This is a genomic window from Paraburkholderia sp. JHI869, assembly GCF_038900775.1.
GTDB lineage: Bacteria > Pseudomonadota > Gammaproteobacteria > Burkholderiales > Burkholderiaceae > Paraburkholderia.
In genome coordinates, this window is the sequence record NZ_JAYMSC010000001.1 from 92,874 (window position 1) to 116,458 (window position 23,585).

Consider the following 23,585-nt stretch of genomic DNA (forward strand, 5'->3'; position numbering starts at 1 on the left):
ACTTTCTCCTTTTTCAGCGTTGCGACGAATCCGGACGGTGGTCTCACAGGTCCACAAAGCCCCGGCTGCCTACGGGCAGGGATGCGTTTCCAATTTTATGTTGTCACCGCCCAAACGCAGGGTAGGGTAGGCGCAATTCTGACGCTTAATGCACAGAAAATGGCGGAAACCGCCGATGCCGCGAAAGCTTGCTTACGGCGACTCGTTCGACGCAACAGACGTCGCTTCCAGAGCAGAAACCTGCCCGTTGACGGAGGAGCAGCCGAGCGCCTGTTTTGGGCCGATACTAGAGGTTCGCCGCGCGCGATGATCCATCTCGCAGGGGTTTCCATGAGCAATCAGATTTCGTCCAAGGCTGCCCAACCCCGCACTACGCATGACGTGAAAACCGATTCCCGAGTTCGCGCAGCCACGCCAGAAACGTATTGATAGCCGGGTCGTCCAGGCGTGCTTCGCGCACATAGCTGCAATAGCGCCATGCCGGCAAAGCGGGGCCGTCGAACGGAAACACGAGACGGCCCTCTTTAACGTCGAGCGCGACGAGCGCGGTAGGACCCATCGCAATACCCAGGCCATCAATGGCGGCTTGCAGCGTCAGATAAAAGTGATCCAGTTGCTGGGAATGGCGAGGCGCAAGCCCCGCATTGCCGCTCGCCGCAAGCCATTCCGCCCACAGACCTGGATAAGTCGCCGTGTGAAGCAGGGTGTGGTGCGCGAGATCCGGGACATGGTGTATCGGATGAGATTCCAGCACCTTGGGCGAGCACACCGGCAGCCGGACTTCCGATAGAAACTCCTTGACCGCATACCCCGCCGACTTCTGCTCGCTGCCGCGAATCGCCACGTCGCATTCGTCGCCCAGCTTTTCGATCGGCTCGTCCGAAGTCGTCAGCCGCACCTCCACCGCTGGGTTGGTCAGCTGGAAGCTGGAAAGCTGCGGCAATAGCCAGCGCAACGCGAACGTCGTTGGGGCATTGACCCTCACGATCTGCGCTCGTGTGGCCCGAAGCTGCTCGCTGGTTGCGAGCGCGATGCGATCCAGCGCCGCCGACACTTCGGCCAGGTAAGCGCGGCCCGACGCGGTCAATACGACTCTTCGGCCGCGACGCTCGAACAGGTCGAGTCCAAGCCAGTCCTCCAGTTGCCGCACTTGCCGGCTAACGGCCCCGTGGGTGACGCAAAGCTCCTCGGCCGCCATGGAAAAACTCTCCGCTCTGGCGGCGGCTTCGAACACGCGCAGGGCGTTCAACGGCGGCAGACGACGAGACATGAGTCCAATCCTATGTGACTTTTCCTGACAAGTTCGGTGAGTTTACATCGCTTTTCTGGACGCCCGGAGAACTCTATATTGAGCCCCTTTGCAGCAGTTCCGGTTCTGGACCTGTTCGATTAACTCACCAGGGGAAATATCGCATGTCGAATGTCGTCGTGGTCGGCGCGCAGTGGGGCGATGAGGGAAAGGGCCGGATCGTGGACTGGCTCGCGGAGAAGGCGGACATCGTCGTCCGTTACAACGGCGGGCACAACGCCGGGCATACGCTGGTGGTGGATGGCCGAACCTACAAGCTGGCGCTGCTTCCCAGCGGCGTGGTGCGCGGCAAGCTGGGCCTGATCGGCAACGGTGTCGCGCTCGACCCCGAGGCGCTGCTCGCGGAGATCGACCGGATGGCGGCGATGGGCATCCACGTCACGCCGGAGGTGCTTCAGATCGCCGAAACGGCCACGCTGGTCCTGCCGGTCCATCGCGCGCTCGACGCTGCGCAGGAACGCATGCGTGCGAAGCCGCTCGGCACCACCTTGCGCGGCATTGGCCCGGCGTACGAGGACAAGATCGGGCGCCGCGGTCTGCGCGTGTGCGACCTTGCCGAACCGGAATTGCTGGCCGGGAAGCTCGAAGCCCTGCTCGCGCACCATAACGCCTGGCTGCGCGGTTCGGGCCAGGAGCCATTCCCGCTGGAGCCGATGTTGAGCGGCCTGCTTGCCATGGCGCCGCGCGTCCTGCCGTTCGTGGGCCGTGTCTGGGAGCAGCTCGATCGCGCCCATGCGTCGGGCAAACGCGTGGTGTTCGAAGGCTCGCAAGCGGTCATGCTCGACGTGGATTGGGGCAGCTACCCCTACGTGACGTCGTCGAGCACCATCGCCGCCGGCGCGGCCAGCGGCGCCGGCATTGCGCCCTCGCATCTGGGGCGCGTGCTTGGCGTGAGCAAGGTCTATGCAACGCGTGTCGGCGAGGGCCCGTTCACTTCGGAACTGGACGGCGCGCTCGGCGACGAACTCCGGCAGCGCGGCGGCGAGTACGGGGTCAATACCGGGCGGCCGCGCCGCTGCGGTTGGCTGGACACCGTGCAACTGCGTCAGAGCTGCAAGGTCGCGGGCATCAACCAGCTCGCGCTGACCAAGCTCGATGTGCTCGATGGCTTCGAGTCGGTGCATCTCTGTGTGGGCTACATGCTCGATGGCGCGCGTATCGACTACATGCCATCCACGAACGCCGAGCAACAGCGCCTCCAGCCGATCCTCCGGCGCTTCGACGGTTGGGCCGGTTCGACCCGTGGCGTGCGCTCATATGGCGACCTGCCGCCGCAAGCCGCGGCGCTGATCGAAGCGATCCAGGAGGAGGTCGGCGTTGCCGCGGCGATGGTCACGACCGGCCCCGAACGCGACGATGCGATCGTTCTGCAATCGCCATTCGCGTAAGTGAAGGCATGCACGTTTGACTGACGGGTCCTGCGAGGGCGCCATGTTCGCGAACGATCGGCCTATCCCTCGCCGGTCAGTCTCGAACGGATTTCGGCAGCAGAGAGGTCGCGTTGATGGGTGGCGATCTGCCAGGTGTTACCCCACGGGTCGCGGACCATTGCGCGCCTGTCACCGTATGGGAGGTCGGCCGGAATCTCGAGCGAAACCGCCTGTGCGGCAATCGCCCGCTGGTAGGTCGAATCGGTGTCCGCAACGTAGACATACAAAAATGCGGGCATCGGTTCGCGCAGGCCGTCCGAGCCGCTGACCATCACGACCGAATCGCCGATCCTGATTTCGGCAGGCAGCCCGTGACGGAATTCGCCGTGCGCCTGAAACACTGTCTTGATGAAGGCGACCACGTTTTCCGCGTCCCGCACGACGATTCGGGGCGTGACGGTATGCCATCCATCTGGCTGAAATTTGGCCATTTCGCGCTGCCTCGCAAGAGATTCGCAGCGGCATTGTCCTCCGCGCGCCGCAATGGCGCTATGCGCGTTTGCGCAGCGGATCGAGCAACCCCTTCAGGCCGTTATGGTCAAGCTCCTGCATCAGTGCGAGCAGCCGGCCGATCTCGCCCGGCGGGAACCCTTCGCGGGCGAACCAGTTGAGGTAATGCCCGGGTAGGTCGGCGATCAGCCGGCCCTTGTATTTGCCGAAGGGCATGGCGAGGGTGACGAGGCGTTCGAGGTCTGGGGCTTGCATGGGGGTATTGTGCACTTCCTGGCGGGCAATTGCGAACCGTGCGACGCGCATACCAGTCAAGAACAAGAGCGCAACGAGCCGCTCACGGTCGCACGCTGCGCGTCGCGTGAACGTGTGGCGCCACAGCGCGCGACCACAAACACATTGCCCTCAAGCAGTGACTTTCGCTTCGCTCAATTCGAGCCTGGCCTTCATCCAGGTCGTCGAGTGACTTTCATCGCGCAAGGAGGCACGGCATGGGCAACATGAACGAATACGAGTTCGAATCGGAACTCAACGAGTTCGAGGCGGCCGGCGAGACCGGTGAAGGCGAAGGCATCCTCGGCGCCGAGCGGACTGTTCGGTGAAGGCGAGTTCGAGCAGCACGAACAACACGAATTCGAAGGGCTCGGCGAGTGGGAGAGGCGGGAGAGATGCACGAGCTCGGCGAGTTCGAAGGCGGCGAGCAGTGCTTCGGCAAGATCGCGCGTTTCGTCAAGAACAACGACGGACTCCTCAAGAAAATTGCGAAAATCGCTGCGCCTGTGGGCGGCACGGCGATCGGCGGTGCGCTTCGAGACGGCGCGATCCATTCTTCCTGGCGCGGGCGGTTTGCTCGATGCCTACGGCGCGAGCCTTCTTCCGCAGCGGGAATGGGAAGGCGAGGTCGAGGTCAACCCCGTTCGCAAGGTCTATCTCGACGCAATGCTCGAGCACATGGCGCACGAAGCCGTGCATGCGGAGAGCGAGCAGAAAGCCGTCGAAAGCTTCCTGTCGCTTGTGCCGATGCTTGCCGGCAAGCTTCTGCGCGCAGGGTAGTGTTTGCGCAGTGTAGTGTTTGATTAACGCGGTGCGTGCCAGCACAATAAAAAGGTCAGGTCGCACACAAGCGCCAAATGTCTCACTGACTGACGGGCGACACCCTTCACGTTCGCCCACAGGGAGCACGTAGCGCAATTGCACTTCGGCTGCTGGATGTGAAGCGAACAATGGCCACCATTCGGGACAATGCCAGGGTCACCCTCTTCCTGCACACCGGAATTGTTGCAGCGGCGTATTTCGCAGGTGCGAAGCTCGGACTTTCCTTTGCGTTGGTGGGCGGCGCAATCTCTCTCGTCTGGCCTTCCAGCGGCATCGCTATCGTTGCGCTGCTCGCTCTGGGCGTCGCGGTTGCCCCGGGAATCGCCATTGGCTCTTTCCTTGCCAACGTGTCGGTGGGCGTGCCCGCGGCCGTGGCCGTTGTGATCGGCATCGGGTCCATGATCGGACCGTTGACGGCGGCCATATTGCTGAACCGGACGACCCGAATCCAGATCACCCTTGCCCGCGTCAATGACGTGCTGGCCTTCATCGCCTTCGCTGCGGTGATGAGTACGGCAATCAGTGCGCTGGTCGGCACGACCTCCATGCTGGAAGGCGGCCTCGTGTCGTTCGCCGCGTACGGGTCAGCCTTTCTGAAATGGTGGCTCGGCGACATGATGGGGGTCCTCGTCGTGGCGCCGGCCCTCCTGAGCTTCCTCAGGTATTCGAACCCGATCCGCTCCGCGCAGCGTGCCCTGGAAGCGTGCGTACTGGTTGCTGCGACTGTTTGGGTGAGCTACCTCATCTTCGGCGCGCCGCAGCTTGCCGGGCACGGCTACTATCCTGCCGCGCTCGCGATCTTCCCATTCATTATCTGGGCGGCGCTGCGCTTCGACCGCCTGGGCGCCAGCATCGTGACCCTCGTGATTTCAGCCGTGGCCGTCTGGGGCACCACGCACGGAACCGGGCCCTTTGCCGCCGAATCTCCTGTGGACAGCCTCGTGAGGTGGTGCACCTTTGCGAACGTCGTAGCGGTAACGGGATTGCTGCTGGCGGCGGTACGTGCTCAGGAACGGCGCGCCCATGACCTGCTGCGGTCAGCCCACATCGAGCTGGAGCGTCGTGTCGATGAGCGCACCGAAGACCTGGAGAGGGCCAATAACGAACTCAAGCAAGAGATGGTGCGACGCCGTCTGCTGGAAGGGGAACTGATCCGGATCGGCGACCAGCAACAGAAACTCATCGGCCAGGAGTTGCATGACGGACTTGGGCAACACCTGACCAGTTTGGGCCTGTATTGCGCCGCGCTGAATCAGAAATTGCAGACGCAGGGCCACCCGGCCGCCGCCGACGCCGCGATCGTCGTCGGCCTGGTGAAACAGGCGTCCTTGATGACCCGCAGGATTGCTCATGGTCTGGACCCGGTCGCGATGGAATATGGCGGCCTTGCGGCCGCACTGCATGCGCTCGCGGAAACGGCTCACGCACTCAACGGCGTGGACTGCAAGCTGCAAATCGCGCCCGATGTGGATCTGGTCGACCCGCTGCTGCAGATCAACCTGTATCGTGCCGCGCAGGAAGCCGTCAACAACGCGCTGAAATACTGTCACGGCCACCGCATCTGGATCGACCTGGAGCGCGCGGGCGGCCTGCAGACGCTTTCCATCAGTGACGACGGGGTAGGCGTCGGCCCGGAGGAAATGGAGCGTGCCGCGGGTCTTGGGCTGCACAACCTGCGTCACCGGGCCAGCCTTCTGGGCGGCTCCTGTACCGTGACTCGCAACGGGTTGGGCGGCACCACCGTCGCCATCAGCTATCCGCTACCGGAGGGTTCTGGCCATGCCCAGGAACTGCGCTAGCCCAGGCCGAGCGACGCAAATCCTCATCGTGGATGATCACCCCATCATCCGGGACGGGATGGCGCTGTTGCTCAATCTGCAAGAGGATCTGCACGTGTGTTGTGCAGCGGGCAGCGCCGAAGAGGCGCTCGCGGCGATGGAGTGCCAGCCCGACATGGTCATTGTGGACATTAGCCTGCAAACGGACTCCGGCCTCGAACTCGTGAAGACGCTGCGTCACCGCTACCCAGACCTGGGAATCCTCGTCCTCAGCATGCATGACGAAAGCCTCTTTGCCGAACGCTCACTGCGCTGCGGCGCAAACGGGTATCTGATGAAACTCGAGGCTACCGACCATGTCGTGACCGCCATCCGCGAAGTGCTGGCGGGCAATATCTATATGAGCGCCGCCATGCATGAGAAGCTGGCGCGGGCGCTTGCCGTTCCCCATAAAAAGCCCGAAGGCCCCATTGCGAACCTCTCGGAGCGGGAATTCGAAGTCCTGCATCTGATCGGCCTCGGTTTCGGCACCCGCGAAATCGCCGGGAAGCTGAACCGGAGCGTGAAGACCATCGAAGCTCACCAGGCCAATATCAAAGAGAAGCTGAATATCCGTAACGGCAAAGAACTGACGCGCTTCGCCATTCAGTGGATCGAGAGCCAATAGGGCTCAACCGGAAATCAATCGGGGCTCAGCTTGCCCGCCGAATAAGGCAATCCCCTAGCCGCTTTTAGGACGGACGCCTTATTCATACGCATGGGGTCGGCGCATACAGTCGTATCTGCCCTGCACAGTTTCAGCAAATGGGCATCCCCCTCAGCACACCAAAGGATCGATCATGCGCGCATTCGACGTCATGACTTCGTCCGTCGTCACCGCCCACGCGGACATGACGATCCACGAAGCGGCGAGACTGTTCGTCGACAACCGTATCGGCGGTATGCCGGTGGTCGATGCGAACGGCCAGGTCGTGGGCATCGTCACGCATCGCGACCTCCTGCATCGCGTAGAGAACGGCACGGGGCACAGCAAGCGAGCCTGGTGGTTCGAAGTGCTGGCGTCGTCCCCTCGCGACGAGGCCGCACGGTATGTGAAGGAGCACGGCCGGCTCGTGGGCGACGTCATGTCCGACCACGTGATTTCGATCGCTGAAGACACGCCTCTCCAGCAGATCGCCGATCTCATGGAGCGTCGGCACCTCAAACGCGTGCCGGTGCTCAAGGACGGCAAGCTCGTCGGCATCGTGTGCCGGGGAAACCTGATTCGCGCGCTGGCGAACGTCGAACCGGTCGTGGACGGGCAAGCGCATGACGATGCGAGCCTGCGCGACGCGATCGTTCGCGAAATGCACGGACAGCGTTGGGGGTTGCCAAAACAGAGCGTGATCGTGAAGGACGGCGTCGCGCATCTGTGGGGTGTGATCGAGACCGACGAGGAAAAGCGCGCGATCCGCATCGCGGCCGAAGGTGTGCCCGGCATCAAGCGCGTAGAGAGCCACGTGTTGCAGTCTCCTGGTGTGATTCCCACGCTGTAGCTGCGCTCGGGCACGGATCGTTTGCAACCATTCAACCCCAGTCCCCGCTCAAGGCAGAGAAGCTCGCTTTGAGCCAGGCCTCTTTCGATGCGGGAGGAACTCAGCGAAGTGAAACGGCTTGTATCGGCAGCGCTCGCGTCCGTGCGACTGAGCGGTTCCCGTGCCGAGGAGATCAGTCGGATGTGCGGCTAGCTCACTTGACCCCCAGGCTTCATTGCATCGATGGGTGGTAGAGCCGGTCGCATCCAGGAAGACTTGTCGCAGCAAACGTGGCAATCGTTGGAGGTAGCTCATCATGAAATACCTTGCTCAAACTGTCGTTGTCCTTACTGTTATCGCGGCTCCAGTTGTCGCGTTCGCACAAACGAACGGCCCTGTGACGCGTGAACAAGTCCGCTCCGATCTCATCCAGCTCGAACAGGCTGGCTATCACGTCGGTGACGGCGACAATGCAAACTATCCAGCCGATATCCAGGCTGCTGAAGCGCGCGTGTCGGCGCAAAACGGCGGAACCAGCTACGGCGGTGTGGTCAGCGGGACGTCACAGTCTGGCGCGCCCATGGCCACGCCCGGCTTGCAGCCGGTGTACTTCGGTCAGTAAGCCACAGTCGCCTTAGTGCCTTAGTGCCTCAAACGTTCGGTGAAAGCCCTTCTCCTGGATGGAGAAGGGCTTTTTGTTGTTTGCGCCCGTTCGTCGCGAGGCGACGCACGAGATTGCAGGAATCAGCGTCGATCCAGTGTCCGCCGGGCGCATGGCGGCGATCGACGATCGCCGCCGTTGCGTTTCCGAGCGTTTCGTCTGACATTTTCCGCTACAGCCGTCATTGCCGCGTGCCGTTTGATGTCGCTTCCAGAGCGTCACCATGTCGCCTGCGTTCTAGGAACGACTTTTATGGTCGCATTAACTGTGCAAACCATCACCGTGCGATTTCAGCGTTAAACCGCTCGCCTCGAATGGCGTTGCCATTCAGGGTGATACGCACACCTTATTCAACGCACAAGGGACGGCCAGGTCATGAAAGCGCATCAGCCAGAAGTGGACCCAAAGACGCTTCGCAAGGTGATCATTGCCGCTGCGGTAGGCAATTTTGTCGAATGGTTCGACTTTGCCGTTTACGGATTCCTGGCAACGCTGCTGACCCGCCAGTTCTTTCCGAATGGCGACCCGGCGATCGCGTTGATGAAGACCTTCGCGGTGTTCGCCGTCGCGTTTGCGTTCAGACCGCTCGGCGGCGTCTTCTTCGGCGTGGTGGGTGACCGGGTAGGGCGCAAGAAAACGCTCGCGCTGACCATCCTGATCATGGCGGGTGCAACGACGGTCATTGGCTTCCTGCCGACCTACGCATCGGTCGGCATGCTCGCCCCCGTGCTGCTCGCGATCGTCCGATGCGTGCAAGGCTTTTCCGCCGGCGGAGAGTACGCAGGCGCCTGCGCGTATTTGATGGAACATGCGCCGAAGCACCAGCGCGCGCGATACGGCAGCTTTCTTCCGGTCTCCACGTTCCTCTCGTTCGCGAGTGCCGCCGTGGTGGCATCCGGACTGGACGCCGCGTTATCGGCGCAGGCGATGAGCAGTTGGGGGTGGAGAGTCCCGTTCATCGCGGCTGCTCCTATCGGCCTCGTCGGTCTGTATCTGCGCACGCGCCTTGGCGAAACCCCGTCGTTTGCCGCAGTCGAACACGATCACGACCTGGCTCACGCGCCACTGCGCGAAACGCTCAAGACCCAGGGAGGCGCGATTGTGCGCCTGGGTGCCTTCGTGTCCGTGACTGCGCTCTCCTTTTATACATTTACGACCTACTTCGCCACGTATCTGCAGGTGGTCGGTCATCAGAGCCGCGCGAGCGCCTTGTCGATTACGGTGATCGCGCTGGTTTTCGCCGCCGCAATCTGCCCGCTAGCGGGCCTCTACTCGGACGCAGTGGGAAGACGAAAAACCGTTTTCACGGCATGCGCGATCCTGATCGCCGCGGTGTACCCCGCATTCGTGCTGGGGGGATCTGGGGACTTTCGCTCCGCCGTTCTCGGCGCGGGCATGCTTGCAATCGGCGCGGTCTTGTCGGGTGTGGTTACGGCGGCGCTGCTGTCTGAAGTCTTTCCGACCCGGACCCGTTATACCGCTTCAGCGATCACGTACAACCTGGCCTATACGATCTTTGGCGGCACGGCGCCGCTAGTCGCCACCTGGCTCATCGAGTCGACGGGCAACAACATCTCTCCCGCTTTCTACCTGATCGCCGTCTCGCTGCTCGCGCTAGTCGGCGGCATGTCCTTGCCGGAAACGTCGCGGATATCGCTCGACGATCACGCACATGAAGAGGTGCCTGAACGCGTACGCGACTGGCAGACGCCCACCGCTCAGTAGGCCGCGCGCAGGGCCTCTGTGGCGAGGGCGAGGCGCGACGCGATGCCCTTCACCAGAAAGCGATGAAACTGCTGGGCGGCTGCGGGGTCGTCCCGCTCGAGCGCCACGAGCGCGGCGAGCGACAGCCTGCGCACCCGCGTCGGCACCTCGGCGAACACGTCCGCGCTGCGCGGCTGCTGCGTGTACATGGCCATTTCGCCAATGACAGTGCCGGGGAGGCAAGCGCGCAGCCGCACCGTCCGCCCGCCACCGAGCGGCAGCGAAACGGCGACCCGGCCGCGCTCGATGATGTACAGCGCGTCGCCCGGGTCTCCACGAAGAAACAGCGCCTGGCCCGCTTGCAGGTCGTGCACTTCGAGCCGGGTGGCGAGCGTGCGCAGCGCACTGGCCGTGAAATGCGGCGCGAGCAACGCATCGAGGTCGTCACCTGGCTTCGTTGCGTGCGCGCTCGACGCGAGCAGTTGGTCTTCGACCCATTCCAGGCCCGCGTCGAGCGTGTCGAATTCACGAATCCGCAGATTGAGCGTGCCGGTTTTAGTCAGCAGATCGCGTGAGCGCGGCGGCAGCGCGGTCAGGATCACGTCGGCGTCCGCTGTCGCGCAGAGTTGCCGCAGCTTGACGAAGCTGATCGACACCGACGCGTCGATGCCCTGGGTCGACGCGAAATCGAGCACGACGAAGCGAACCGGCGCCAGACTGCGCGTGGCGAGGCGCTCGCGGATGCGGTGGAGGATCGAATTGGCCGTGCCGAAAAAGAGAAACCCTTGCAGGCACATGCCGCATACCTGTGCACCCAGTTTGCGCAGCGCTTCGGTTTCCTCAATATTGCGCTCGACATTCGAGGTCCGGGTGCGAAGGTCGAATTCCATACGGATGCAACTCACCCGCCCATAGAGCAGCGTGAACATCACGCACGCGGCGACCACACCCACGACCACGCCAATGATCACGCCCCAGGCGGCGATCGTGCCGAGAATGACGGGCACGAGCAGGTACTCGTACCAGGCCAGCTTCGCCCATGCGCCGATCACCCAGTGCACGATGAGGCGCAGCCCCATGAAAAGCTGGAGGCCGACGAGCACGGGCACGGGAAAGAGCGCGACGAAACCCGGCGACGCGGCCAGCACGACGAGGCACGCGAGCGAGGCGAACACGCCGGCCATGCGGCTCGTCGCGCCCACGCGCGCGTTGAGCATCGAGCGATTGAACGACTGATAGCCGACCATGCCGCCCAGCAGCCCGCTCGCAAGATTGGCGAGGCCCGCGGCCCGCATCTCGCGATTGAGATCGACTTCCTCGCCCGTCGCCGCGCCGATGGCCGTGGAATTCATCAGGATCGTCACAGCCGAGACCGACGTGACCACGAGGCTCTCCGGAAGGTGTGCGGCGATCGCCCCCCAGTCGATGCCGCCCTGCCCAAGCTGCGCACGCAAGTGCAACTCGGGCAGCCCGGTGAGCCGCAGCGCCGCGCGCGGCAGCAGCAGCCCCATGCCGCGCGCATCGTCGATCGACAGGCCCGCAGCATGCAGCAGAACGTAGAAAAGGACGATCCCGAAGGCCAGCGTGAGCGGCAGCGCGGCAACGTGCTGCCAGGTGCGCATCAGGATCGTGGCCAGCACGCCAACGATGAGCGCGGGGAGCCATGCAAGCCAGTGGAGATGGGTGAGCAGGGCAAGCGTCTGCCATTGCAGTGACGCGCCCGTCATGACGCGAAACGCGCCCGCGAGGAGCAGATACCCGGTGCCGGCGAGGAAGCCGCCAAGCACCGGGTAGGGCAGGAATTGCAGCGAGCGGCTGCGCTTCGATGAACCGATCGCGTAGAGCACCGCGCCGGTCACGAGCGAACAGAGCGCGATGGCGATCAGCACGGTGAGGAGGAGCGTTTGCGGGGAGCCGCCGTCCGCGCGCACGCTGCTCGCAACGCCGGCCGCCACCCCCGCGAGAAACGCCGCAGCATTGCTGTCGGGGCCGCCGATGTTCACGCGCATCGAGCTCGTCAAGGCAATCACGAGCGCCGTGACAACGCAGCTCACAAGCGCGGTGGGCACGCCGAGCATCGCGTAGCGGGCAAGATCGGCGCTGAAGATCATCGTGCCGAGGCTCATCGCGTAGCACAGCATGACGAGCGCCGATACCGCCCCGGCCGCCAGATCGCCGGGCAGCGACGCGATGCGCGAGCGCGGCGGGACGTCGGCAACGGTAACGGTCTTGCCCGGCTTCACGTGAATTCTCAGTGGAATGCGCGAGGCGCGATGGGGAGCGATCCAGTATCCGTCCGCGATCGAAAGCGTGTCAAACGGGCAAGCCCGCGCAAACCCGGCCGCAAGCGGGCCATACGCGGCCCGTGGCGCGCGCCTACACTGGATATTCATCGGCATGATCCCCGGAGGGCTCGGGGCGGCTCGCATGGGGCGACCGGCACTGGATCCAGGCGGCGAACATGGATATTGAGCAATGGCTGCGTGCCCTGGGACTTGAGCAGTACGCGCAAGCGTTCGCGGCCAACGATATCGATCTGTCGCTGCTCGCGCAGTTGACCGACGCGGACCTGAAAGAACTCGGGGTGCAGTCGCTCGGTCATCGCAAACGCATCCTCGCCGCTGCCGCGCGGGACCTGCCGGCAGCGACTGCGCCGATCGCGCAGGCGCCCGGCGCTCCGAGCGCCCCGGACCTCCCCACCGACGAACGCAGGCAGGTCACGATCCTCTTCGCCGATCTCTGCGGCTTTACGGCGCTCTCGCGTACGCTCGATCCGGAGGAGTTGCGCGCGCTGATCGGCCGCTTCACGGCGCTCGTCGACGGTATCGTGGTCGCCTATGGCGGCATGACCGACAGGCACATCGGCGACGCCGTGATGGCGCTGTTCGGCGCGCCCCGCGCGCACGAGACGGACACGCTGCGCGCGGCTCGTGCCGCGCTCGACATCCACGAGGCGCTGACGCAACTGAGCGCACAGGCGTCGCGCACGTTGCAGGCGCATATTGGCATCGCGAGCGGTGAAGTGGTCGCCGGCGCGCTCGGCTGCGTCGACGCGCGGGACTACACCGTGACCGGCAATCCGGTGAACCTGGCCGCGCGGCTCCAGGTCGCGGCGGCGCCCGGCGAGACCTGGCTTTCCGACGACGTGGCGCGCGCGCTCGGCGGCGCAGCTGTTTGCGACGCGCTCGGCGAGCAGCACTTCAAGGGCATCGACACGCCGCTGCGCGCATGGCGGCTGCGCGCGTTCGTGAGCGACCCGGCAAGCGATGCGGCGAGCGAATCGGCGAAGGCGAGCCAGAGCCGCTTCGTCGGACGCCAGGCCGAGCTCGAGCAGTTTCACGGCATCGTCCACGCGTGCGTCGCGCGGCGGGGCGGCCACATCGTTCATGTGCGCGGCGAAGCGGGCATCGGCAAGACGCGTCTCGTCGACGAAATGCGCCACTACGCGCAGTCGCAGGGCTTCGCGGTCCATCGGGGCCTCGTGCTCGATTTCGGTGTGGGCAAGGGGCAGGATCCCGTGCACACGATCGTCGGCAGTCTGCTCGGCTTGCCGGCCGGCGCATCGAGCGACGCGCGCGAGGCGGTGGCCGCGCGGCTCGCCGCTGAAGGCGTCGTGAAGGCGGAGCAGCGCGCGTTTCTCCACGACCTCCTCGACCTGCCGCTCGCGGACGAGTGGCGAGCGCTCTACAACGCGATGGATCACGGCGCACGCAAGCGCGGCAAGCAGGCGCTCGCCGCGCGACTGACCGACGACGCCTGCAGGCAGGCTGCCACGCTGATCGTCGTAGAAGACCTGCATTGGGCCGACCCCGAAGTGCTCGACTATCTCTCGGCCTTCGCCTCGGGCATCGCGAACGGCCCAGGCCTGCTGGTGACGACCTCGCGCGTGGACGGCGATCCGATCGATGCGGCGTGGCGCGCGCGCTGCCGGGACACCCCGTTCGCGACGATCGATCTCGGGCCGTTGCGCAAGGACGAGGCCCTGAGCCTCGCGGGCAACTTCATCGACGCGACGCAGCGGGTCGCGCTCGCCTGCATCGAGCGTGCGGGCGGCAACCCGCTGTTCCTCGAACAGCTATTGCGCAACGTCGAGGAGGGCAGCGGCAGCGCCGTGCCCGCCTCGATCCGCAGCCTCGTGCTCGCGCGCATGGACCGGCTCGCGCGGCGCGACCGCCTCGCCTTCCAGGCGGCCGCCGTGATCGGCCAGCGTTTCGACCTCGCGTTGCTGCGCCGGCTCATCGACGATCCCGACTATGTGTGCGACGGCCTGCTCGCCAATGCGCTCGTGTTGCCGGAGGGCGAGGAGTTCCTGTTTGCCCATGCGCTGATCCAGGAGAGCGCCTATTCGACGCTGCTGCGCGCGCGCCGGCGCGAACTGCACCGCTGCGCAGCCGACTGGTTCGCGCACGGCGACCCCACGCTGCACGCCCAGCATCTCGACCGCGCCGAGGACGAACGCGCGCCGCAGGCCTACCTCGCCGCCGCGCTCGCGCAGCGCACGGCGCACCTGCTCGAGGCGGCGCTGCGCCTGGCCGAGCGGGGCCTCGAGATCGCGCAGACCGAGGCGGACCGCCACACGCTGAGCTGTTGCAAGGGCGAACTCCAGCGCGACCTCGGCGACATTGCGGGATCGATCGCCACCTGGCGCGCGGCGCTGGCGGCCGCCCCCGACGACGCCAGTCTGTGCCGCTGCCAGCTCGGGCTCGCGGAAGGCCTGCGCGTGAGCGAAGGTCTCGACGAAGCGCTCGACCTGCTCGAGGCAGCGCAGCGCATCGCGGAGCGCGACGGCCGGGTGACCGAGCTTGCGAGCCTTCACTATCTGCGCGGCAACATCTACTTTCCGCTTGGAAATATCGATGCCTGCAGCGCCGAGCACGAACGCGGGCTCGACTATGCGCGGCGTCTCGGCCTGCCGGAGGCGCAGGCTCGGGCACTCGGCGGCCTCGCCGATGCCGCCTACGCGCAAGGACGCATGCGGACCGCGTTCCGCCATTTCAGCGATTGCGTGGCGCTGAGCCGCGAGCACGGGTGCGGGCGCATTGAAGTCGCCAATCGGCCGATGCAGGGCTTCAGCCGCATTTATCTGAACGACCCGCGGCAGGCGCGCGAAGACGCCGTGGCGGCCGTGCATGCCGCCGAGCTGATCGGGCAGCCGCGCGCGCAGTTGCTGGGCGAGACGCTCGGCGTATTCGCCTGCTACGAGCTTGGCGATATGCCGGCTACGCGGGTCCATCTGGAGCAGGAAAGGCGCGTGATCCGGCAGTTGGGCGCGCGCCGGTTCGAAGCGCAGAACGTGGAAATGCAGGGACGTCTATGGCTCGCCGATGGATGCCGTGGCGAAGCGCTCAAAGCGCTGCGCGAGGCGCTGGCGATCTCGCGCGAGGTGGGCACACAGTTCTGCGGGCCGAAGGTCCTGGGCGCGCTCGCCCGCGCGGTCGACGAGCATGACGAGCGCTCTCGGCTCCTCGCAGAAGGCGAGGAGCTCCTGCGCCTTGGCGCGGTCGGCCACAACCACCTCTGGTTCTACCGCGACGCGATCGAAGCCATGCTTTCGGCCCGCGATCCAGGCGGCGTGCTGCGCTATGTGAGCGCACTGGAGGACTACACGCGGCGCGAACCGCTGCCCTGGGCCGAGCTGTTCGCGGCGCGCGCACGCGCGCTCGCGCGCGCCCAGCAGGCGCCCACGGACGAAGCCGCGAGAGGCGAGCTCGCGCGCGTGCGAGACGCGCTGTTGCAGGCAGGCTTCCAGCAATACCTGGCCGCGGTCGATGCGGCGCTTGCCGCGTGAGGCGAGTTACGGGGTTCCGTCCTGGTTCTGGTTCCGGAACGCAGCCTCTCCGGCGTCCGACACCTCGACCCACTTCTTGTCGGGCGGTGCGTCTTCGGCGTAGTTGTCGTGCCAGTTCCACCACTTGTAGGTCGGGGTCTGTGGATAGCCTTCGGGCGAGTCCTCCCACACCTCCTGCCGGCCCAGCGGCGTGATGTCGAGGTAGTTCCAGGTGCCTCCCATTTGTTCATCGCCGCGGTTGTTGATGAAGTAGGTGCGCAACACGCGCTCGCCGTCGCGGTAGAACACGTTCGTGCCGTGCCACTCGCTCACGCCGAAGTCTGCGTCGAAGCTATCGGTGATCGTGAACCACGGTATGTCCCAGCCCATTCGCGCCTTCAGTCGCGCGATGTCGGCCTGCGGCGCGCGGGAGACGAATACGAGCGTGGTGTCGCGCGCGTTCAGGTGGGCGAGGTGGGCGACCTGGTCGGCCACCATGGAGCAGCCCCGGCAGGCATGGTCGGGCCAGCCGAACACGCCAGGCTCGAAGAAAGCACGGTAGACGATCAGCTGTCGCCGGCCGTCGAACAGATCCAGCAGGCTGACCTTGCCCGCAGGCCCTTCGAATGCGTATGTCTTCTCCAACGCCATCCAGGGCATGCGGCGGCGCTCGGCGGCCAGGGCGTCACGCGCGCGGGTGATTTCCTTCTCCTTCACCAGCAACTGCTCGCGCGCGGCCTCCCACGCCTGCCGCGAGACGACAGGCGGTGTGTGCATGGCGGGCTGTCCGTCTTTCCCTGCGTTTCCGGCTGATGTACTCATGGCTTTTGCGACCTCCTGAATTGGGCAAATTCACGCGGCGCGATGGCATCCGCTACGCGTCGCTTCCTGTGTGACGTGAATGAGTTTGGCCCTGAAAATTGCAGGTTGGGAGTAACAAGTGTGGCGGTATTCCGGTAGCGTCAGGCGGCGCTAGCCCGGAGATTTTCGGGGTGCATTCGCTGCCAGTCTGTCCGCAAACAATGCATCGAGGGGCGTCCCTACGCGCGCTTGAGCGGCACGCGACGCTTCGCTTTGCGAAGCGTCGTCACGTCCGCGGCTTCCAGCGCCGGCGCTTTCAGTTCTCCCGACCGCAGCCGGGACAGCACTCGCTTCGCATTGGCGGTGCAGTCCATGTTTTCGGGGTTCGCTTCGATCTCCGCCAGCAGCTCGACGAGATGTGCCTTGCTCTGCGCGAGCCGCTTTTCCAGTGCTTCGATATCGTGCACCTTGCCGCGCAGCGTCTCGATCAGCGAGCCGTGCTTCCACTGCGTCAGGTCGGGCGGCAGGAACATGCGAATCTCGTCCAGGCTGAACCCGGCCTGCTGTGCCGTCGTGATCAGATTGAGCAGCAGCACGGCCTGAGGTGAATACGTCCGATAGCCGTTCGGCTGACGCTCGGCCTTCAGCAGGCCGATACCCTCGTAGAAGCGAATGCGCGATGCGGCAAGGCCCGTGTGCTGCGCAAGTTCACCGATTTTCATATTTTCGCGACTCCCCGGTCAGACCGAAACTGACCGTCAACTTAACGCTTCGCCTTAGCAGCTTCAACCAGGGCGACGCGTCATACACCCAGGACGCGCCGGCGCGTAGCCCGATAGCCAGTACTTTAAGGTTAAAGTCAGCTTGAAGGTCAAGCGTCCAGACGCTTGAGCGTTCGTCGCCAGGGACGCTCGCCTCGCAAGGGGGATTGACATTCAAGTTGGCTTTAACCTTAGAGTCGAGCCACGATCAGACGAGGTGAACCTATGAACGTGTTCGACAAACTGGCATTGCCCAACGGCTCGACGATCCGCAACCGCATCGCCAAGGCGGCGATGGAAGAAAACATGGCGGACGCGGACCACGCCCCGTCCGGGCAACTGATGCGCCTCTATCAAGCGTGGGCGGACGGCGGCGCCGGGTTGCTCATTACCGGCAACGTGATGGTCGACAGCCGCGCCATGACGGGGCCCGGCGGGGTCGTGCTCGAAAATGACAAGCACCTGGAAGCATTCGGGCGTTGGGCGCAAATCGGCCGGTCGAAGGGCGCGCAATTCTGGCTGCAGATCAATCATCCCGGCCGCCAGATGCGGGCCAACCTCGGTCAGCAGACGTGGGCGCCTTCGGCGGTTCCCCTGGCGCTGGGCAAGATGTCAAAGCACTTCAATACGCCCCATGCGATGACGGGCGCAGTCATTGAAGAGGTGATCCAGCGCTTTGCCCGCACCGCGCGGCTGGGCGAGCTGGCGGGCTTCACGGGCGTCGAGATCCACGCGGCCCATGGCTACCTGCTAAGCCAGTTTCTTTCTCCGCTCACCAACCAGAGAACGGATCAATGGGGCGGTTCGCTCGAGAATCGGGCCCGCCTGCTGCTGGAGATCGTCAAGGCTGTTCGCGCGGTCGTTTCTCCCCGCTTTGCAGTCGCCGTCAAGCTGAATTCGGCCGATTTCCAGCGCGGCGGTTTCAGTGCCGACGATGCCCGTCACGTCGTGAAGCTGCTCAACGATCTGGCGGTCGACCTGGTCGAGTTGTCGGGTGGAAGCTATGAAGCCCCGGCCATGCAAGGGGAGGCTCGCGACGGCCGCACCCTCGCGCGCGAAGCGTATTTCCTGGAATTCGCCCGCGACATCCGCACGATCGCGACGATGCCCGTGATGGTGACTGGTGGCATCCGCCGCCGGTCGGTCGCCGAACAGGCCATCGCGAGCGGGGTGGACATGGTCGGCATCGGTACCGCCCTTGCGATCGATCCGGGTCTGCCCCGCGACTGGCTTGCGGGCAAGGACAACGCGCCGGCACTCGCGCCGATCACGTGGAAGAGCAAGCTGCTGGCGTCGCTCGCGAATATGGCCGCCGTGAAGTTTCAGTTGCGCAGACTGAGCCGCGGAAAGACGCCCGATCCGAGAGTGTCGCCATTGCGAGCGCTGATTCTGCAACAGGTGGGCGACGTGGCGCGCACCCGCGAATACCGGCGCTGGATGATGCAGCGCTCGAATTCCAGTATCGGCTAGCGGCGCCCGGTTACGGCATCCCGTTCGCGCAATGCACCGCAAAACCAGGGCGTTCGGCAAGCCGTTCGAAATACGTGGAAACGGCGGGCAAATGCGGATGCTCGAACGGCGTGCGAAACCAGCGGTTCACCGACAACCCAACGGGAATATCCGCAAGCGAGAATTGCGCGCCGGCGACGAATGCGCCGGTTGCCTGCAAGCGCGCGTCGAGAATGCGCATATGCCGGGTCCAGTTCTCGATGGAAAGCGCAATGTCGCTCGCCGCCTGGTGAGCCGGTGACGCCCTGGCCAGGCCGAGGAACGCGTAGCTCCACGAACGGTTCAGGTCGCTCGCCTGCCAGTCCATCCATTGATCGACGCGCGCGCGCTGCAACGCATCGGCAGGATAGAGATGCGCGCCGCCATAGCGCGATGCCAGATAGCGGATGATGGTGTTCGACTCCCACAGAACGAAATCGCCGTCCTTGATGACCGGCACGAGCGCATTGGGATTCAGTGCGAGGAATTCCGGCGTCTGCGTTGAGCGAAAGCCCGCGCCCCAATCCTCGCGCTCGAAGGGAACGTTCAGTTCGACACAGGTCCAGAGGACCTTGCGAACGTTGATGGACGATGCTTTTCCGAGGATGTTGAGCATATCGAAATGAACAGGAGGGAAAACCGCGCGCGTTCACGATACGTCATGCATCTGGCCGTCGCCATGTACAGTTTCCTGCGCAGCCGCCGCTTCAGTTCCCGGCAACGCTTGCAATGCGCACGCAACCGGTGCATGGTTCAACGACTCGCCCCCCCCGCTCGAACCAGGAGACTCCACGATGTCGCTCGCGCTATATGGTCACCCGTTTTCCTCGTACACGCAGAAAGTGCTCATCGGGCTGTACGAGAACAACACGCCTTTCGAGTTTCGCGGCATCGGCCCGGATTCGCCCGAACATACGGCGCAGTGGCTGCGGCGCTGGCCGCTGCGCAAGTTTCCGGTGCTCGTGGACGGCGAGCGTAACGTTGCGGAAACAAGCATCATCATCGAATACTTGCAGCTTAGGCATCCCGGGCCGGTGCGGCTGCTGCCCGCCGATCCCATGGCGGCGCTCGACGTGCGCTTTCTCGACCGCTTCTTCGACCTGCATGTCATGACGCCCGTGCAACGCGCCGTGGACGGCGCGTTGTCCGGCGACGCGGCGAGGCGCGATGAAGGGCGCGCCTTCGCGGAAGAAAAGCTCGAACTCGCCTATGCGTGGCTCGAAGGTCATCTCGCGGGCAAAACCTGGGCGGCGGGCGAGGACTATTCGATGGCGGACTGTGCCGCGTCTACTTCGCTCTTCTACGCGGACTGGACACATCGCATCGCCCCGGCGTATCCGGTGCTGCGCGCCTATCGCGAGCGCCTGCTTGCGCGGCCTTCGTTCGCGCGGGCCGTGAACGAGGCGCGGCCGTACCGCCCGCTCTTTCCGCTCGGCGCGCCGAATCGCGACTGACGATATTCGGTAAGGCATCCGAATTACATGTTGCAGAAGCACTCAGAGGCTTGCGCAATGCAAGCCTCTTTTGCTGTGTAAATAGCGATATCAGCAGCGATATCAGCCCACCGAAGGTTCCCCTTCGCCTGACTGCGTGGGCGACTTGTCATCGCGCTCCTTGAGCCGTTTGCGATGCGCGGCAACTTTCGCGCGATTCCCGCAGATCGCCATGCTGCACCAGCGGCGCGCGTGCCCGCGCGTGTGGTCGGCGAAGAGCAGCGTGCATTTCGGGCCTTCGCAGGCTTTCACGTGCGTGAAGTCCTGCTCGCAGACGAGTTTCGCCAGCGCTTCGGCAATCGGCATCAAAAGCGATTCCGGCGTTTTCCAGCGGCGATTCACGCGATATTCGAACGCCGCCGCGCCCTCGCTTCCGACCGAAACGACTTCGCCATACTGGTCGTCGCGCGCGAGCAGTTGGTTCAACGGCGCGAGTTCGCCCAAATCGGCGCTGGCAAGCGGTCGTCCCTTTCTTTCCCGCACGAAACCCCGGAACCATTCGCGCAGCTCGCGGGCCTCGCCCGCGACGGTGTCCAGCGCTTGCGCCGTGAACTGCGCGCGCATGGCGGCGAGTGCCGGCGCGGGGACCATGGCCGCTTGTTCGAGCCACGACAGCAAACCTTCGCCGTCGGCGATCCAGTCGATGGGCACGTCCACCGGTGTTGCGACCGAGTTCAGGAAGTCGAGCCCCAGCGCATCGGCCACGAATATCGCAGGTATTGGACGGTAGTCCATTTTCTTGCCACGAAAGTGTAATCAGGGTGCATTCAGTGTAACCATCAAAAACCTACTTGACAAGTTACATCTCTGATCAGTAACCTCTAAAACATCGATAAGACAGTTACCAACTGCGGCGCAGGCAGCGCCACTTTCCTCCAAGGAGCAGAGCATGTCTCACGGCAAAACGAGCGTGGTGCTGGCGCACGGCGCATGGGCGGACGGGTCGAGCTGGAGCAAGGTGATCGAGCGGCTGAGCCGGCAGGGCATCGAGGCCCTGGCAGCGCCGCTCCCGCTCACTTCGCTCGGTGACGATGTGGCCGCGCTCGAGCGCTCGCTCGAACGGGTCGAGGGGCCGGCCGTGCTGGTCGGCCACGCCTATGCGGGGGCCGTGATCGGCGCCACGCGTGCTGCCAATGTGGCGGCGCTGGTGTACGTGGCCGCGCTCGCGCCCGACGAGGGCGAAACGGTGGCCGACGTGTTCTATCGTGGCAAGACGCACCCGCAGGCGCCGCAACTCGCACCCGACCGGCACGGCTGGATCTGGCTGCCGCAAGAGGCGTTTGCGAACGCGTTCGCGCAGCACGCCACGGCGCAGGAGGCGGCGGCGCTCGCTGCGATCCAGCGTCCGATTGCTGCCGCGTGTATCGGCGAAGCGGTGGCGCGGCCGCTTTGGAGAGATCGGCCGGCCTGGTTTCTCGTCGCCGGCGAGGACCGCATGATCGATCCCGACACGCAGCGCTTCATGGCAAGCCGGATGAACGCCCAGGTCCACGCGCATGAAGTCGATCACACGCCGAGCGTCACGGCGCCCGATGCCGTCACCGCAGTCATCGCCGAAGCTGTTCGGTCCGTGTCTTCGCGCTAAAGCCGCGCGACTTTCCGTTCGTATCTGGAGGAACTCATGACAGCCATTACTTACCGCCGCGCCGACGTCGACGGCTTCAACGTGTTCTACCGGGAAGCCGGGCGCATTGGCGCGCCGAAGCTCCTGCTATTGCACGGCTTTCCGAGTGCGGGTCACATGTTCCGCGACCTGATTCCGAAGCTCGCGGACCGCTTTCATATCGTCGCGCCGGATCTGCCGGGCTTCGGTCAATCGGACTTGCCGGACCGGGGCCAATTTGCGTACACGTTCGAGAACATCGCGAAAGTCATCGCGCGCTTTACGGAGCGTGTCGGCTTCGACCGGTTCGCGGTGTATGTGTTCGACTACGGCGCGCCCACGGGCTTTCGCCTCGCGCTCGCGCATCCCGAGCGCATCACGGCGATCATTTCGCAGAATGGCAACGCCTACGAGGAAGGCCTGAGCGACGGCTGGAATCCGATTCGCGCTTACTGGCAGGACCCGTCGCAGGCCAATCGCGACGCGCTGCGCGCGATGCTCACGCGCGAAGCGACGATCTGGCAATACACGCACGGCGTGCCCGATGCGTCGGCGGTGTCGCCGGACGGCTATTCGCTCGACGACTACTATATGAGCCGCCCCGGCGCACATGAGATCCAGCTCGACCTGTTCCGCGACTATCGGAACAACGTTGCGCTTTACCCTGCGTTTCAGGCGTATTTCCGCACGAACCGGCCGCCGTTTCTGGCCGTGTGGGGAAAGAACGACCCGTTCTTTCTGCCGCCGGGTGCAGAGGCATTCAAGCGCGACTTGCCGGAAGCGGTGGTGCGCTTTTTCGACACCGGCCACTTCGCGCTGGAAACGCACGCCGACGAAATCGCCACGGCGATCGCGGAATTTCTCGAATAATGCCTGGCAAGACTGATCGAATGAGGAGCGGAAAGATGGTCAGAAAAGTCGCAATCGTAACGGGCGCAAGTCAGGGCATTGGGCGGTCGACGGCCGTGAGGCTGGCGCGTGACTTCGACGCGATCGTCGTGGTGGCGCGCAACCGCGAGCAACTCGAGGAGACCGCCGCGCAGGTGAGAGAGGCCGGCGCGGAGGCGTTAGTGATCGACATCGATCTTTCGCGTGCCGATGCCGCGCGCAAGGTGGTGGAGCAGACGCTCGCGGCGTTCGGCCGTATCGACGCCCTGCTCAACATTGCGGGCGCGGTGCCGCAGATCGATCTGTTCGAGATGACCGACGAGCAATGGGAGGGCGGCCTCGCGCTCAAACTGCACGGTGCGCGGCGTTTGACGATCGAAGCCTGGCCGGCGCTCAAGGCCAGCTCGGGCGCGGTCGTGCTGATGTCGGGCAATTCCGCGGTGTTTCCGAAGGCGCCCTATGCGGCCGTAGGCACCATCAACGCGGCGATCGTCGCGCTCGCGAAGGCGTTCTCGGACCGCGGCATCGCCGACGGCGTGCAGGTCAACAGCGTGCTGCCGGGCCCGGTGATGACGGGGCGCCGCCAGTCGTATCTGGAGCACTGGGCGCCACTGCACGATATGAGCGTGGAGGAAGCCACCGCGAAGTTCCCGGCCGAAGCAGGCATTGCGCGCTACGGCGCTCCCGAGGAAATTGCCGAATTGATGGCGTTCATCGTCTCGCCCGGCGCGCGCTGGATGACCGGCACGACGCTCAGAATGGACGGCGGCGAGGTCAAGTCGATCTGAGCGGCGAGGCGCGCTCGCCGGCGCGCCGGCGTGCCTCGTCGTAGGAGATGGATGC

The 23,585-nt window shown here is 64.7% G+C and carries 22 protein-coding genes; 13 read left to right on the forward strand and 9 right to left on the reverse strand.

Annotated elements, in window-relative coordinates; translation table 11 throughout:
- Positions 1–370 precede the first annotated feature (370 nt).
- Positions 371–1,270, reverse strand: a complete 900-nt coding sequence (gene gcvA / locus VSR72_RS00445) for a transcriptional regulator GcvA (protein ID WP_342950442.1) — start codon at positions 1,268–1,270, stop codon at positions 371–373.
- A gap of 143 nt (positions 1,271–1,413) precedes the next feature.
- On the opposite strand from gcvA, the gene VSR72_RS00450 reads away from it, so the two are divergent.
- Complete coding sequence (locus VSR72_RS00450) at positions 1,414–2,697, forward strand: adenylosuccinate synthase (RefSeq protein WP_342950443.1); 1,284 nt, start codon at positions 1,414–1,416, stop codon at positions 2,695–2,697.
- A gap of 62 nt (positions 2,698–2,759) precedes the next feature.
- On the opposite strand, the gene VSR72_RS00455 is transcribed toward VSR72_RS00450, so the two are convergent.
- Together VSR72_RS00455 and VSR72_RS00460 are read right to left on the reverse strand one after the other, a co-directional pair.
- The gene (locus VSR72_RS00455; protein WP_342950444.1) at positions 2,760–3,101 is read right to left on the reverse strand and encodes a VOC family protein; all 342 of its coding nucleotides are present in this window, start codon (positions 3,099–3,101) and stop codon (positions 2,760–2,762) included.
- 127 nt (positions 3,102–3,228) lie between these two features.
- Positions 3,229–3,444 carry a DUF3820 family protein gene (locus VSR72_RS00460; protein WP_342950445.1) on the reverse strand — a complete coding sequence of 72 codons (216 nt, stop codon included), beginning with the start codon at positions 3,442–3,444 and terminating at the stop codon, positions 3,229–3,231.
- A gap of 591 nt (positions 3,445–4,035) precedes the next feature.
- Here VSR72_RS00460 and VSR72_RS00465 point away from each other — a divergent pair.
- The 5 genes from VSR72_RS00465 to VSR72_RS00485 all read left to right on the forward strand — a co-directional run bounded on the left by VSR72_RS00465 (position 4,036) and on the right by VSR72_RS00485 (position 8,198).
- Complete coding sequence (locus tag VSR72_RS00465) at positions 4,036–4,242, forward strand: hypothetical protein (RefSeq protein ID WP_342950446.1); 207 nt, start codon at positions 4,036–4,038, stop codon at positions 4,240–4,242.
- A gap of 170 nt (positions 4,243–4,412) precedes the next feature.
- The gene (locus VSR72_RS00470) at positions 4,413–6,083 is read left to right on the forward strand and encodes an MASE1 domain-containing protein (RefSeq protein WP_342950447.1); all 1,671 of its coding nucleotides are present in this window, start codon (positions 4,413–4,415) and stop codon (positions 6,081–6,083) included.
- Positions 6,084–6,111: 28 nt separating this feature from the next.
- Positions 6,112–6,729, forward strand: coding sequence for a response regulator transcription factor (locus VSR72_RS00475; protein ID WP_342950448.1), 618 nt, complete (start codon positions 6,112–6,114; stop codon positions 6,727–6,729).
- A 172-nt stretch (positions 6,730–6,901) separates the two neighbouring features.
- Positions 6,902–7,597, forward strand: a complete 696-nt coding sequence (locus VSR72_RS00480) for a CBS domain-containing protein (RefSeq protein WP_342950449.1) — start codon at positions 6,902–6,904, stop codon at positions 7,595–7,597.
- Between the two features lie 295 nt (positions 7,598–7,892).
- The gene (locus tag VSR72_RS00485; protein WP_342950450.1) at positions 7,893–8,198 is read left to right on the forward strand and encodes a DUF4148 domain-containing protein; all 306 of its coding nucleotides are present in this window, start codon (positions 7,893–7,895) and stop codon (positions 8,196–8,198) included.
- Between the two features lie 28 nt (positions 8,199–8,226).
- On the opposite strand, the gene VSR72_RS00490 is transcribed toward VSR72_RS00485, so the two are convergent.
- Positions 8,227–8,403 (reverse strand): hypothetical protein, encoded by a 177-nt coding sequence (locus VSR72_RS00490; protein ID WP_342950451.1) that lies wholly within the window; start codon positions 8,401–8,403, stop codon positions 8,227–8,229.
- 209 nt (positions 8,404–8,612) lie between these two features.
- On the opposite strand from VSR72_RS00490, the gene VSR72_RS00495 reads away from it, so the two are divergent.
- The gene (locus VSR72_RS00495) at positions 8,613–9,962 is read left to right on the forward strand and encodes an MFS transporter (protein ID WP_342950452.1); all 1,350 of its coding nucleotides are present in this window, start codon (positions 8,613–8,615) and stop codon (positions 9,960–9,962) included.
- On the opposite strand, the gene VSR72_RS00500 is transcribed toward VSR72_RS00495, so the two are convergent.
- Positions 9,956–12,184, reverse strand: a complete 2,229-nt coding sequence (locus VSR72_RS00500; protein ID WP_342950453.1) for a SulP family inorganic anion transporter — start codon at positions 12,182–12,184, stop codon at positions 9,956–9,958. The genes VSR72_RS00495 and VSR72_RS00500 overlap by 7 nt on opposite strands.
- 218 nt (positions 12,185–12,402) lie before the next feature.
- On the opposite strand from VSR72_RS00500, the gene VSR72_RS00505 reads away from it, so the two are divergent.
- Positions 12,403–15,729, forward strand: coding sequence for an adenylate/guanylate cyclase domain-containing protein (locus tag VSR72_RS00505; RefSeq protein WP_342950454.1), 3,327 nt, complete (start codon positions 12,403–12,405; stop codon positions 15,727–15,729).
- A gap of 6 nt (positions 15,730–15,735) precedes the next feature.
- Here the strand turns inward: VSR72_RS00505 and VSR72_RS00510 are convergent, their stop codons facing one another.
- Positions 15,736–16,485: a DUF899 domain-containing protein gene (locus tag VSR72_RS00510; protein ID WP_342950455.1), complete on the reverse strand. Its 750-nt coding sequence runs from the start codon at positions 16,483–16,485 to the stop codon at positions 15,736–15,738.
- Positions 16,486–16,748: 263 nt separating this feature from the next.
- The gene (locus tag VSR72_RS00515) at positions 16,749–17,231 is read right to left on the reverse strand and encodes a MerR family transcriptional regulator (RefSeq protein WP_342950456.1); all 483 of its coding nucleotides are present in this window, start codon (positions 17,229–17,231) and stop codon (positions 16,749–16,751) included.
- A gap of 264 nt (positions 17,232–17,495) precedes the next feature.
- On the opposite strand from VSR72_RS00515, the gene VSR72_RS00520 reads away from it, so the two are divergent.
- On the forward strand, positions 17,496–18,740 hold the full coding sequence (locus VSR72_RS00520) for an NADH:flavin oxidoreductase/NADH oxidase family protein (RefSeq protein WP_342950457.1): 1,245 nt from the start codon (positions 17,496–17,498) through the stop codon (positions 18,738–18,740).
- Positions 18,741–18,750: 10 nt separating this feature from the next.
- Here VSR72_RS00520 and VSR72_RS00525 read toward each other — a convergent pair whose 3' ends face one another.
- On the reverse strand, positions 18,751–19,374 hold the full coding sequence (locus VSR72_RS00525) for a glutathione S-transferase (RefSeq protein ID WP_342950458.1): 624 nt from the start codon (positions 19,372–19,374) through the stop codon (positions 18,751–18,753).
- Positions 19,375–19,552: 178 nt separating this feature from the next.
- On the opposite strand from VSR72_RS00525, the gene VSR72_RS00530 reads away from it, so the two are divergent.
- Positions 19,553–20,212, forward strand: a complete 660-nt coding sequence (locus VSR72_RS00530) for a glutathione S-transferase family protein (RefSeq protein WP_342950459.1) — start codon at positions 19,553–19,555, stop codon at positions 20,210–20,212.
- Positions 20,213–20,314: 102 nt separating this feature from the next.
- Here VSR72_RS00530 and VSR72_RS00535 read toward each other — a convergent pair whose 3' ends face one another.
- Entirely contained in the window at positions 20,315–20,986 is a 672-nt protein-coding gene (locus tag VSR72_RS00535; protein WP_342950460.1) for an ABATE domain-containing protein, read from the reverse strand.
- A 154-nt stretch (positions 20,987–21,140) separates the two neighbouring features.
- Here VSR72_RS00535 and VSR72_RS00540 point away from each other — a divergent pair, with 154 nt between their 5' ends.
- From VSR72_RS00540 to VSR72_RS00550, 3 genes are read left to right on the forward strand one after another with little or no spacing between them, the layout of a single operon-like run.
- Positions 21,141–21,836 carry an alpha/beta hydrolase gene (locus tag VSR72_RS00540; protein WP_342950461.1) on the forward strand — a complete coding sequence of 232 codons (696 nt, stop codon included), beginning with the start codon at positions 21,141–21,143 and terminating at the stop codon, positions 21,834–21,836.
- Positions 21,837–21,872: 36 nt separating this feature from the next.
- On the forward strand, positions 21,873–22,724 hold the full coding sequence (locus VSR72_RS00545) for an alpha/beta hydrolase (protein WP_342950462.1): 852 nt from the start codon (positions 21,873–21,875) through the stop codon (positions 22,722–22,724).
- A gap of 35 nt (positions 22,725–22,759) precedes the next feature.
- Positions 22,760–23,530 (forward strand): SDR family oxidoreductase, encoded by a 771-nt coding sequence (locus tag VSR72_RS00550; RefSeq protein WP_342950463.1) that lies wholly within the window; start codon positions 22,760–22,762, stop codon positions 23,528–23,530.
- Positions 23,531–23,585 lie beyond the last annotated feature (55 nt).

Bases quoted from the DNA above. Each gene is read 5' to 3' on its own strand.
- VSR72_RS00550 (WP_342950463.1), top strand. From the start codon at position 22,760: ATGGTCAGAAAAGTCGCAATCGTAACGGGCGCAAGTCAGGGCATTGGG.
- VSR72_RS00545 (WP_342950462.1), top strand. From the start codon at position 21,873: ATGACAGCCATTACTTACCGCCGCGCCGACGTCGACGGCTTCAACGTG.
- VSR72_RS00520 (WP_342950457.1), top strand. From the start codon at position 17,496: ATGAACGTGTTCGACAAACTGGCATTGCCCAACGGCTCGACGATCCGC.
- VSR72_RS00510 (WP_342950455.1), bottom strand. From the start codon at position 16,485: ATGCACACACCGCCTGTCGTCTCGCGGCAGGCGTGGGAGGCCGCGCGC.
- gcvA (WP_342950442.1), bottom strand. From the start codon at position 1,270: ATGTCTCGTCGTCTGCCGCCGTTGAACGCCCTGCGCGTGTTCGAAGCC.
- VSR72_RS00470 (WP_342950447.1), top strand. From the start codon at position 4,413: ATGGCCACCATTCGGGACAATGCCAGGGTCACCCTCTTCCTGCACACC.
- VSR72_RS00450 (WP_342950443.1), top strand. From the start codon at position 1,414: ATGTCGAATGTCGTCGTGGTCGGCGCGCAGTGGGGCGATGAGGGAAAG.
- VSR72_RS00535 (WP_342950460.1), bottom strand. From the start codon at position 20,986: ATGGACTACCGTCCAATACCTGCGATATTCGTGGCCGATGCGCTGGGG.
- VSR72_RS00495 (WP_342950452.1), top strand. From the start codon at position 8,613: ATGAAAGCGCATCAGCCAGAAGTGGACCCAAAGACGCTTCGCAAGGTG.
- VSR72_RS00505 (WP_342950454.1), top strand. From the start codon at position 12,403: ATGGATATTGAGCAATGGCTGCGTGCCCTGGGACTTGAGCAGTACGCG.
- VSR72_RS00460 (WP_342950445.1), bottom strand. From the start codon at position 3,444: ATGCAAGCCCCAGACCTCGAACGCCTCGTCACCCTCGCCATGCCCTTC.
- VSR72_RS00515 (WP_342950456.1), bottom strand. From the start codon at position 17,231: ATGAAAATCGGTGAACTTGCGCAGCACACGGGCCTTGCCGCATCGCGC.
- VSR72_RS00490 (WP_342950451.1), bottom strand. From the start codon at position 8,403: ATGTCAGACGAAACGCTCGGAAACGCAACGGCGGCGATCGTCGATCGC.
- VSR72_RS00540 (WP_342950461.1), top strand. From the start codon at position 21,141: ATGTCTCACGGCAAAACGAGCGTGGTGCTGGCGCACGGCGCATGGGCG.
- VSR72_RS00480 (WP_342950449.1), top strand. From the start codon at position 6,902: ATGCGCGCATTCGACGTCATGACTTCGTCCGTCGTCACCGCCCACGCG.
- VSR72_RS00530 (WP_342950459.1), top strand. From the start codon at position 19,553: ATGTCGCTCGCGCTATATGGTCACCCGTTTTCCTCGTACACGCAGAAA.
- VSR72_RS00525 (WP_342950458.1), bottom strand. From the start codon at position 19,374: ATGCTCAACATCCTCGGAAAAGCATCGTCCATCAACGTTCGCAAGGTC.
- VSR72_RS00485 (WP_342950450.1), top strand. From the start codon at position 7,893: ATGAAATACCTTGCTCAAACTGTCGTTGTCCTTACTGTTATCGCGGCT.